We start from the raw sequence: 11,023 nt of genomic DNA, 5'->3' as shown, positions 1-11,023 counted from the left end.
GCGCATAGTTCAGCCGATATATGGGCGAATAATCACCCCTTGCTCGCCTTTTACTTCTTCCATAACAACATAGGTACGGCTTTCACTAACGTTCGGTAGCTTGAGCAGAATATCCCCTAATACACCACGATATTCAGACATATCATTTACGCGGGTTTTTAGTAAAAAGTCAAAGTTACCCGAGACTAAATGGCATTCGATAATTTCATCATGCTTTTTAACTGCAGCACTAAATTCATCAAACACATCAGGTGATGTTTTAGTGATTGTCACTTCGACGTACACCGACAAACCTTGCCCAAGTTTAGCAGGGTCAACCACGGCTTTATAACCGACGATGTAACCTTCGCGTTCGAGCTTTTTTACACGCTCTAAACAGGGCGTTGCACTGAGCCCCACACGTCGAGCTAATTCAACATTAGACACTCGGCCATCGTGCTGTAGCTCTATTAAAATCTTACGGTCAATACGGTCTAATAACTCATGCATAATAACGACTAGTTTTTTGTACTGTTTAAACGGTGTTTTAAGATTATATCACTAGAATACCGATTAAAAAAGGTGAGACACACTGCCAGTACATGAATATAATAGTGAAAAATTTTATCCCGTTCTATTAAGGCAATATTATGATTATCGGTGTACCTAAAGAAATAAAAAACCATGAATACCGTGTAGGTATGGTCCCTGCTAGTGTTCGTGAGTTAGTAAACCACGGCCACCAAGTTTTTGTTGAATCTGATGCAGGTATGGGCATTGGCTTCACTAACGAAGATTACACACTGGCAGGTGCAGAAATTCTAGCAACTGCTGCTGAGGTTTTCGCAACAGCAGAGATGATTATAAAAGTAAAAGAGCCACAAGCCGTTGAACGTGCAATGCTACGTGAAGACCAAATTCTTTTCACTTACTTACACCTTGCACCAGATCTTCCACAAACTGAAGACCTAATCAAAAGCAAAGCAATTTGTATCGCATACGAAACAGTAACTGATTCACGCGGTGGTTTGCCACTACTTGCACCTATGAGTGAAGTTGCTGGCCGTATGTCTATTCAAGCTGGTGCACAAGCGCTTGAAAAATCAAACCATGGTCGTGGCATGCTACTTGGCGGCGTACCGGGTGTTGAGCCAGCTAAAGTTGTTGTTATTGGCGGCGGCATGGTTGGTCGTAGCGCAGCACAAATGGCTGTTGGCCTTGGTGCTGAAGTTGTCGTACTTGATCGTAACATTGACGTACTACGCGCACTTGACGCTCAGTTTGGTAATAAAGTTAAAGCGATTTACTCAACAGCTGATGCACTTGAAAAGCATGTACTTGAAGCTGACCTAGTAATTGGTGGCGTACTTATCCCAGGTGCTGCTGCACCTAAACTAGTTACTGCTGAACACATTAAAGCAATGAAGCCTGGCTCTGCAATTGTTGATGTTGCAATTGACCAAGGTGGTTGTATCGCAACGTCTAAAGCAACAACTCACGCTGATCCGACCTTCATCGTTGATGACGTTGTTCACTACTGTGTTGCTAACATGCCAGGTGCTGTACCACGTACATCTACTTTCGCACTTAACAATGCAACATTGCCTTTCATCATTAACCTTGCAAACAAAGGTTATAAGAAAGCATTACTAGATGACGCTAATTTCCTTAAAGGTCTTAACGTGATCAAAGGCCAAGTAACTTACAAAGAAGTTGCTGAAGCCTTCAACATGCCATACGTAGATCCACGTACTGCTGTTGAAAACGCATAACTAGCGTTTAGAATAATAAAAGCCTGTGAACATCAGTTCACAGGCTTTTTTTATATCACCAAAAAAGTTTATTACAGCTTACATTGTGGGTTTTTACCCGCCGCTTTTGCTGCTTTTTGCTCATTTAATGCTTGTGGCAATTTTGCTTGTAGCTCTTTAATGCGGTTAGCAGGTGCTGGGTGAGTAGACATAAATTCAGGTGTATTACCACTGCCTGCTTTACTCATATTCTGCCAAAGTGTTACGGATTCTTTTGGATTAAATCCGGCTTTTGCCATTAAATCTAAACCCACTTGGTCGGCCTCAGATTCATGAGAGCGACTAAATGGTAAAATAACGCCGTACTGCGCACCTAAACCAAGACCTTGCATAATTTCGTTACGATATTGTACATTGCCCATTTCAAGTGCGGCACTGCCCGCTTGCATACCTGTTTGTAGCAAGGAACTTTGTGATACGCGTTCATTAGAGTGCTCAGCAATTACATGCCCTACTTCGTGCCCGATAACGGTTGCTAGCTGATCTTGATTTTCAGCCACTTTCAACAACCCTGTATGCACACCAATGTAGCCACCGGGTAATGCAAACGCGTTAGCTGAATCGTCTTCAAATACCACCACTTCCCACGCCTGAGTTGCATACTGTTGCGGTAATACTGCAATCACATCGTCAGCAATACACTTTACATACGCATTTACTTGAGGATTATTATTAATTTTTTGATTCTTTTTCATATCAGCAAAGCTTTGCTGACCCATCTGACTCATTTGTTGATCAGAATAAAGCGCAATTTGCGTACGCCCTGTTGGTGATGTTTTACAACCCGCTAATACAGCGGTGGCAAGCACAGCCAAAACTAATTTTTTCATTGTATTCTCTTAACTAACAATTTAATTGTTCTTAGAATAGCAAACCAGCCTGCAATTGAATATATCGACTGCCAGTAAAAACATCTGTTGCGTTATATTTCAGTTAAAGGCGATAGTTAGCATGCAAACTAAGTACCCAAGACTAATTGTCGCTGTTACAATAGCAGCCTCTTTTTGTTTAATGGGTTAGTCATGCAGGACTCGGTTTCTTTAAATAAACGCATTCTATTACCTTTACTCGCCAGTATTGTTGCAATTACGCCACTGGCAATCGATATGTATCTTCCGGCAATGTTAGTCATTGCTAACGACCTTAATACCACAATGCCTAATGTACAAATATCGTTAAGCATATATTTAGCTGGCTATGCGCTGGGAATGCTATTTTTTGGCCCAATCGCAGATCAAATTGGTCGTCGCGTGTTAACGAAGGTCGGCTTAGCATTGTTTGGCTTAAGCTCTGTCGCATTGGCCTTTTGTAATGACATTCATCTATTTTGGGCTTTGCGGGGCGTACAAGCATTCACAGGTGCTGCAGCAACCGTTGTGGTGCCAGGGATAATTCGTCATATTTATAAACAAGATACTGCTAAAGGAATGTCGTATGTATCGATGATCATGATGGTAGCGCCCTTAGTCGCACCAACGGTTGGATCAATGATCATGGGCTTATCTCACTGGCAAACAATCTTTTTAGTACTGGCTAGTTACAGCTTTGTTATTTTAGCCTTGGTACAAATATACTTAATCGATATCCCTATTTTCAAAAGCCCGATGAAAGGCTTTGCACTATTTTTCGATAGCTATAAAACCGTATTTAAAAATAAAGATACCCGAGCAGATATAGCCAGCTCAATGTTTGTCTCATTCGGCTTTTTTTGCTTTTTAACCGCAGTGCCCTTTGTATACCTTGATTACTTTAAAGTATCAGAACAATTATTTGGTGTTTTATTTGCTTTCAATGTCATGGCGCTAATGTTTGGTAACTTTTTAAATACCCGCCTAGTACCACGTATTGGTTCACGAAAAATGCTGTATTATGGATTAGCGGTCGGCTTTGTAGCTGGCAGTGCCCTACTCACATTTAGCATATTACACCTATCGCTGTATTTTATTGTTGCAGCTATTGCTCCTCTGATGATGAGTTTAGGGGTTACCGCTAGTAATGCTGATGCATTGATCTTAATGCAGTTTGAAGAGCGTTCTGGCACCGCTACGGCGGTTATTGGTACATTGCGCTTTGGCAGCGGTGCATTAGTCGGTCCAATTTTAGCCTTAATGCATGCACAAAGTGCGGTACCATTTTCAAGCTTAATGTTCAGCGCATTAGTATTAACACTAATAGCCCAGCTCTGGCACCGAGCTAGAAACAAAAAAAATGCCCGTAGTTAACGGGCATTTTTTTACTAAGCGACTTATTTATTCAGCTGCTTTAGATACCATCACCATTGCTGGGCGTAATAAACGACCATTTAATGTATACCCTTTTTGCATCACTGCTAATACAGTGTTAGGTGTTACATCATTACTTGGTTGAATCGACATTGCTTGGTGGAATTCAGGATTAAACTGCTCACCTTGTGGGTTAACAATTTCAACACCAAATTTTGCAACCGCATCGTTGAAGCTTTTAACTGTCATATCAATCCCTTCAAGCAATGGCTTTAAGGTTTCGTTTTCTTTGTCTGAGAACTCAATAGCACGTTCTAGATTATCAATAACAGGTAATAATTCGTTAGCGAACTTTTCAAGTGCAAATTTATGCGCTTTTTCTACATCTTGTGCAGCACGGCGACGAATATTATCAACGTCTGCAGCGGCACGTACTACGCTATCTTTTTGGTTTGCGATAGTTTGTTTCGCATCTTCAAGCTCAGCATAAAGCATAGCAATTTCAGCTTCAGGGCTAACTTCTTCGCCTTCGTGCGCGTCAGCAGCTTCTACAGCCGCTTCAACGTCTGCTTGCATTTGCTCTAATTCTTCGTTTAATTCAACTTCTTGCTCTGGTGATTTTGTCTGCTCAGACATAATTTAAGTGCTCCAATACTTTTCAATTGCGGTAATTATGGGGATTGAATCAAAAGATTCAAGAGCCAGATGACTCGATTAATTTAAATTCTTGAATGATTGCTTCAATTTGCGCCGATTTAGGACAAATTACACAAAAACGACTTTGATATTCTTGATTTTGAAAATACGGCACGCTGATCACCATCAGTTCGTCACAATCAGTAAATGGCAATTGTGACGTATTTAAAACCGACACACCATTTTTAAAAGCTAACTTATCTTCTACAAAGTTCAAAAATGAGACACCAATATTTAAGCTTTGTTCACAATCAATTTGCCGATATAAATAATTTTCGCCGACCACGATACTGTTATCTGAGCCTAATTTATGGCTCAGCTCACGGGTCCATTGATTTAACGAATCATGACAGTTTCGTGGTGCTGTATTTGCCATTGCTTGCATACGGTACAAGCCTTCCATTAAAGTTTGCTGACTGAATACAGTATTAAGCCAAGTAGCAAATTGATAACGTACGGTGTCAGAGGCATCATCCGGCTTATGAATACAAATGTTATGGCTTTGCCCTGCTCTATCTAACAGTAAAATAAGCCAATCATTGCTGTCAAAATCTAATACTTCAACTCTAAAAACGTGTTGAGAACTTACTTGCGGCAGACCAACGCAGCAACATACTTGATAACGCTGGCTTATACCATGCGCCATCTCGACTAATTGCGCTTGTGCAGGCTGCCAATATTGCGCAATCTGCGACAGAGGGAAAAATTCACTTAGCCAATAATCAAACCCGGCATTAGTAGGTACCCGTCCAGCAGAAGTATGCGGTGAATACAGCAGGCCTATTTTTTCTAGGCGCGACATCGCATTTCTAACTGTTGCAGAACACACAGCCATACCTTTTTGTTTGGCAATACGGCTTGACGCGACAGGTTGACCTTCACCATTACAGTACAGGCTCATCACGGCGGAAAATATTTGCTGATCTCGAGGGTTTAAATTCATAGTATCTACATCTTGCTGCATACTGGGGATATCGGGGCGTAGTGAGTTTATTTCAAGGTTATTTTCAAACTTGTCACTTTTGAGTTACTCTACTGATATTAATACTATTGATGCGTTTATCATGGAATCACCGTTTAAAACCATAGGTTTAATTGGCAAACCAAATCACAGTGGTGCAGCTGCAACTTTACAGCGCTTATACACTTTTTTAAATGCGTTAGGATTTGACGTGTTATTAGAGCAGAGAACCGGTCATCAATTAACCAATGTCCCCAAAGAAAAGTTAGTCAAACTGGTTGAGCTTGGCGAACGTGCCGATCTCGCTATTGTGGTCGGAGGTGATGGTAATATGCTTGGCGCAGCAAGGGTATTAGCCCGATTTGATGTTGCTGTTATAGGCGTAAACAGAGGCAATTTAGGTTTTCTAACAGATTTAAACCCAGAAGGCTTTGAAGCTAGTTTAGAACAAGTATTAAGTGGTCAATATCTTGAAGAAAAACGCTTTTTATTAGAAGTTGCAGTTTATCGCCATGGCGAATTAAAAAGTGCTAACTCAGCAGTGAATGAAGCCGTTTTACATGCCGATAAAGTTGCTCATATGATTGAATTTGAAGCCTTCATTAATAACGATTTTGTTTTTTCTCAGCGCTCTGATGGTTTAATTGTCTCAACCCCTACGGGCTCAACAGCCTATTCGCTGTCGGGTGGCGGGCCCATTTTGACCCCAGAACTAAATGCAATCTCATTAGTACCGATGTTTCCGCATACATTATCAAGCCGACCATTAGTGGTTGATGCCGATAACGAAGTACGCTTAAAGCTCAGCTTAGAGAATACCGACAGCTTACAAGTCAGCTGCGATAGTCATGTGGTGCTTGCTGTATTGCCTGGCGATGAAGTGATAATTAAAAAAGCAGATAAGAAACTGCGCCTGATCCACCCCAAAGACTACTCTTACTATCATGTACTTCGCACTAAGCTCAACTGGGGTAGTCGTTTATATTAATTTTATTGCGCTCATTCAGACTTTAGAGCAAAATAAGCTGAATTCATTTATTACCTTTTCAAGGGAAATCAAACCGAAATGACGTATGTTGTTTTCTTTGCTTTATTATTATTGATAACGCTGCTTGGCAGCTATTTGGTGATTGAAAATAATCGCCGAAAAGCGCTTGAAGCGCAAAAAAAGCTATTCAATAATCGCGTTAAAGAAGTAACTCAACAGTTAAAAATAAAATTAAATGAGTACTGCGACGCAAAAATAATTCGTCCTAAATACATCCCAAGAATACAAGTTATTGCCAGTAATTTCTTTGTCGTACAACCTCATACTGACGAAAACTTATTGTATCTTGAACGCATAAACGAGTCATTGATCAGCACGATTAGTAGTGAGTTGGCAAAAACTTATGTAACAGGTGAACGAGATGCACTAGCTGAACGCTTAGATTTTTTTGTGGCTGAGTTACCCATAGCCGGCGTTGCTTACAATAAAACGTTTTACCATGAACTTTTACCATCCATGATTAAAGTTTTACGCACTGATGATTTATCTGCGAATCCTGAAGATTATGTCAAACCTGTTGATCCTGAAACTAATTTTGAGAAATCAACCAGTGAGTAAGTAATAAACTAGATAGCGACATTAAAAATTAATTTGCAAAAACCCAAAACACTGTATAAATTAACAGTTAATTGACTGGATGGATGAACAGTATGTTAACTGGGTTAGAGATTAAAAATTTTGCAATTGTAAGCAATTTAAGCACCGAGTGGCAAAGCGGTATGACAGCCATTACGGGTGAAACAGGTGCCGGTAAATCTATTGCTATTGACGCCTTATCTTTATGTTTGGGTGAACGTGCCGAAGCCTCAGCTGTTCGCCCAGGCACTGAGCGCGCTGAAATATGCGCTACCTTCGATTTAACCAACCTCCCCTTGGCTAAGCAGTTTTTAGAACAGCATTTGCTATCGAATGATGAGCAAGAGTGCTTACTTCGTCGTGTGGTGTGTAAAAATGGCCGCAGCAAAAGTTACATTAATGGCACCCCAGTCACTGCAGCCCAACTAAAAGAAATCGGTCAGTACTTGATCTCTATTCATGGTCAACATGCTCACCAATATTTGCTTAAAAGCGAACATCAACTCCAGCTATTAGACGCTTATGCAGGTCATCAACCTCTGGTTGAAGCAGTGCGCCAGCATTATCGTAATTGCCAAAACTTACAAAAAGAATTTACCGCGCTCGAACAAGCCCAGTTGCAACAAGCAGCGCAAAAGCAGTTATTAGAGTACCAAGTAGCTGAGCTTGATGAATTTGCATTACAACCAGATGAATTTTCGCAAATTGAAGCCGAGCATTATAAGCTCAGCCACAGCCAAACTATTATTGAAGCATGCCAACGTGAGTTACAAAGCTTATACGAAAATGACGAGCAAAATGCCTGTTCCCTATTACAACATAGCGCGCAGCAGTTTGCTGAGCTTGCGGGGTTTGATGAAAGCCTAGCTAGTGTGGCTGCTTTACTCGAAGAAGCGGCTGTGCAAGTTGAGGAAGCGAGTCGTGAAATTCGTAATTATGCAGAGCAAGCTGAACTTGATCCGAGCCGACTAATCGACGTTGAAACACGATTAAGTGGTGCGATGGATTTATCACGTAAACACCATATTAAACCAGAGGACTTAGTTGAGTTTCACCAAAGTATCACACAAGAGCTTGAGTCGATTAGTAATAACTCTACCCGTTTAACGCAACTTGAAGGTGAAATTAACCAAGCATTAGCAGCTTATCAGCAAGCTGCGCAAACCCTAAGCGAAAGCCGTCATGAGGCCGCGCAGACATTAAATACATTGATCAGTGCAAGCATGGCGCATTTATCAATGGAAAATGGTGTGTTTGAAATCGCCCTTACACCACAACCTGAAAAAGCACCAAACAGCCTAGGTTTTGATAATGTAGCGTTTTTAGTATCAACCAACCCCGGGCAGCCATTACAACCACTGTCTAAAGTCGCCTCTGGCGGTGAGCTGTCGCGTATAAGTTTAGCGATACAAGTTATTATTGCGCAAAAAGTCATTACGCCAACGCTTATTTTTGATGAAGTGGATGTAGGTATTTCTGGACCAACTGCAGCAGCTGTAGGCAAGCTTTTACGTCAATTAGGCAAATCAACTCAAGTTATCTGCGTAACCCATTTACCGCAAGTTGCCAGCTCGGGGCATCAGCAGTTTTTTGTGGCCAAAGAAATTGCCAATGGCGAAACCTTTACACAAATGTTGCCACTCAGTAAACATGGCCGTATTGATGAAATTGCCCGTTTACTTGGTGGTGATAACATCAGTAAAACAGCCAAAGCTAACGCAAAAGAGTTAATTATGGCGCATGCTTAATTAAGCTAAAACAACACCTACGTTTAGACTATTTTTAAATACAACCATCCATTAAGCCTTACTTATATAAAGCAAGGCTTAATAACTAACAATAGAACACATATAAATCATGACGATAACAACATTGCCAATAAAATTAATTAGCCTACTTTTTTGTTTTACACTTTTAACGGGTTGTAACGATTACTTTATAAATACCACGCAACTGACGAATAGCACATGGCAACCACTTTTAGTCATTGCATTTATTAGCCTATTTTTGATCCCGTTAATTAGCTTAGCGCTGCTTATATTTAGTCAATGGAAGCACCTTCAGTTTAAAATAACTCTGCAACGTTATTTACATGGCTCACTTGTTTTAATGCTCGCCATAGCATGGTTTATCGAATTAAGCTTAGTGCAACGCGCTGATAACCGTATGGATTTGATGTTAACGCTGTGCGCGCTAGCCACTCAAATGGTATTAGTCGTGGCTGCTTTTGTACTTGTTAATAAACAACAAAAAATGCACCACCGCGCTAAAAACTTTCTGTAAAGCACTGTTTAAAATAACAATTAAAAACATTTATTTTACATAATTGACACATTTAATTTAGCAACATACACTCAATAAAATAAAAAAATCGATGGAATGAATAATGAGCGCTACACAATCTAAAATCACCCAGCTAAAACGTTGTTATGCAACATTACAACTGGGTGTTGCTAAAGCTGATGGCCGCCTTACTCTTACTGATAACCTGCTGCATTTTGAAGCCCTCAATAAACAACTTAACTTAGGTTGTTATGCCATCAAACTTAATAATATTTCCCATGTCGAAAAATGCGCAGCTAAAGCCGGCGGTTTAATCCCTATCACCACAGCTGGAATCAAAATAACCACCAAAGAAAATTATCATCTAGAGTTTATTTTAGCTGAACCCGATGAGTGGCTTAATTGCCTGCAAGCGAGTCATTAAGCATTAAAGGAAAGGTACTAGGCTGGAGGTTCTAGGCGCTAGGCACCCTAACAAATAACTGGGCGTTTAATTCACCACCGTAGGCTGGGTTGAGAGCAACGAAACCCAACGATGAATGATTAAAACTGAATGACGGCTTAGAGCGATATATAGTCATTCAGGATTAATTGTCATTGGCTAAGCGATATTAAGAGGGAACTTTCCCCTTTCCCACATGTTTAAATCAGCTACAGTAAGTATAATATTTATAGCTGGCAATAGCTTACACTATTTGTTATTGATATAAGTTAATAAAATAAGGGTATTTTCACGCTAAAATAGGGAAAGTGTCCTCTGATGAAGCTGTTATATGGCTCTATAAAATGGATGTTCTATGAAAATTCAGGATGACTACTCAAGACCATTACAAGAAATATATGATTCGTTCCCCGAAAAAAACAAAAACCTCTAGATCAAGATATCAAATTAATATGGGGTTATTTTATTGCTTGGGGTTTGTTCACGCTGTTAGCCTTAGGTTTAATCGTATATTTAGTTTTGCTAAATCCATTTAATGAAAGTTTTGAAATTTGGTTTCAGCGCTCTGGTTCACTTATTTCATTAATTGCAGTTTTAACTGAAACTGTATTTATTATTAAATTAAGCAAATTGGTTAATATTTCTCACCCAGCTCAACTTATATATGAGATTTATCTATTCAGGCGCTTTAAATCACTTCTAAACCTCTCAATATTTATTACAGCAATACTTTTGTTTGCAGGAACCATAATTTGGGGGTACGGTGACTTACTATTTTAAATGGTTTGGCTATCAGCCATATAACAAGTCGGACAAATTACAGTTGGCTCTTTGTTCGTACCTCACTTATTTTAGCCAACTACAATTTGCCGCTTAAAACGGCGTTGAGGCTGTAGAATTACTCTTTTTAGGAACTGGTTCTACACAATTGACTTGATTGTTTTTTGACCTTGAACCCACAGGGTTACTGTGATCTAATAGATATTATTCACCCACGGTAAATTG

The 11,023-nt window shown here is 40.0% G+C and carries 11 protein-coding genes; 7 read left to right on the top strand and 4 right to left on the bottom strand.

All coding sequences use genetic code 11. The features are described from left to right. Positions 1 to 9 precede the first annotated feature (9 nt). Complete coding sequence (gene lrp / locus H5162_RS10590) at positions 10 to 489, bottom strand: leucine-responsive transcriptional regulator Lrp (protein ID WP_145242214.1); 480 nt, start codon at positions 487 to 489, stop codon at positions 10 to 12. A 140-nt stretch (positions 490 to 629) separates the two neighbouring features. On the opposite strand from lrp, the gene ald reads away from it, so the two are divergent. Next, positions 630 to 1,751 (top strand): alanine dehydrogenase, encoded by a 1,122-nt coding sequence (gene ald, locus H5162_RS10585; RefSeq protein ID WP_149982720.1) that lies wholly within the window; start codon positions 630 to 632, stop codon positions 1,749 to 1,751. A gap of 71 nt (positions 1,752 to 1,822) precedes the next feature. Here the strand turns inward: ald and H5162_RS10580 are convergent, their stop codons facing one another. Further along, positions 1,823 to 2,620 (bottom strand): M48 family metallopeptidase, encoded by a 798-nt coding sequence (locus tag H5162_RS10580; RefSeq protein WP_145242210.1) that lies wholly within the window; start codon positions 2,618 to 2,620, stop codon positions 1,823 to 1,825. A gap of 192 nt (positions 2,621 to 2,812) precedes the next feature. On the opposite strand from H5162_RS10580, the gene H5162_RS10575 reads away from it, so the two are divergent. Beyond that, a complete protein-coding gene (locus H5162_RS10575; RefSeq protein ID WP_145242208.1) occupies positions 2,813 to 4,012 on the top strand; it encodes a Bcr/CflA family efflux MFS transporter in 1,200 nt (399 codons plus the stop codon). Positions 4,013 to 4,039: 27 nt separating this feature from the next. Here H5162_RS10575 and grpE read toward each other — a convergent pair whose 3' ends face one another. After that, entirely contained in the window at positions 4,040 to 4,648 is a 609-nt protein-coding gene (gene grpE, locus H5162_RS10570) for a nucleotide exchange factor GrpE (protein WP_145242206.1), read from the bottom strand. A gap of 58 nt (positions 4,649 to 4,706) precedes the next feature. Further along, positions 4,707 to 5,672, bottom strand: a complete 966-nt coding sequence (locus H5162_RS10565) for an HrcA family transcriptional regulator (protein ID WP_145242204.1) — start codon at positions 5,670 to 5,672, stop codon at positions 4,707 to 4,709. 100 nt (positions 5,673 to 5,772) lie between these two features. Here H5162_RS10565 and nadK point away from each other — a divergent pair, with 100 nt between their 5' ends. The 5 genes from nadK (at position 5,773) to H5162_RS10540 (ending at position 10,000) form a co-directional block, all read left to right on the top strand. Next, positions 5,773 to 6,657 (top strand): NAD(+) kinase, encoded by an 885-nt coding sequence (gene nadK, locus H5162_RS10560; protein WP_145242288.1) that lies wholly within the window; start codon positions 5,773 to 5,775, stop codon positions 6,655 to 6,657. A 78-nt stretch (positions 6,658 to 6,735) separates the two neighbouring features. Next, entirely contained in the window at positions 6,736 to 7,275 is a 540-nt protein-coding gene (locus tag H5162_RS10555) for a hypothetical protein (protein WP_145242202.1), read from the top strand. Between the two features lie 92 nt (positions 7,276 to 7,367). Next, positions 7,368 to 9,041 (top strand): DNA repair protein RecN, encoded by a 1,674-nt coding sequence (gene recN / locus H5162_RS10550; RefSeq protein WP_182778461.1) that lies wholly within the window; start codon positions 7,368 to 7,370, stop codon positions 9,039 to 9,041. Positions 9,042 to 9,150: 109 nt separating this feature from the next. Further along, positions 9,151 to 9,576, top strand: a complete 426-nt coding sequence (locus tag H5162_RS10545) for a hypothetical protein (protein WP_145242198.1) — start codon at positions 9,151 to 9,153, stop codon at positions 9,574 to 9,576. 103 nt (positions 9,577 to 9,679) lie between these two features. Then, positions 9,680 to 10,000 carry a hypothetical protein gene (locus H5162_RS10540; RefSeq protein WP_145242196.1) on the top strand — a complete coding sequence of 107 codons (321 nt, stop codon included), beginning with the start codon at positions 9,680 to 9,682 and terminating at the stop codon, positions 9,998 to 10,000. The last annotated feature ends 1,023 nt before the right edge of the window (positions 10,001 to 11,023 follow it).

It is taken from the genome of Pseudoalteromonas sp. SR41-8 (assembly GCF_014163915.1).
GTDB classification, from domain to species: Bacteria; Pseudomonadota; Gammaproteobacteria; order Enterobacterales; family Alteromonadaceae; genus Pseudoalteromonas; species Pseudoalteromonas rhizosphaerae.
This window is presented reverse-complemented; position numbering and strand designations above follow the sequence as displayed.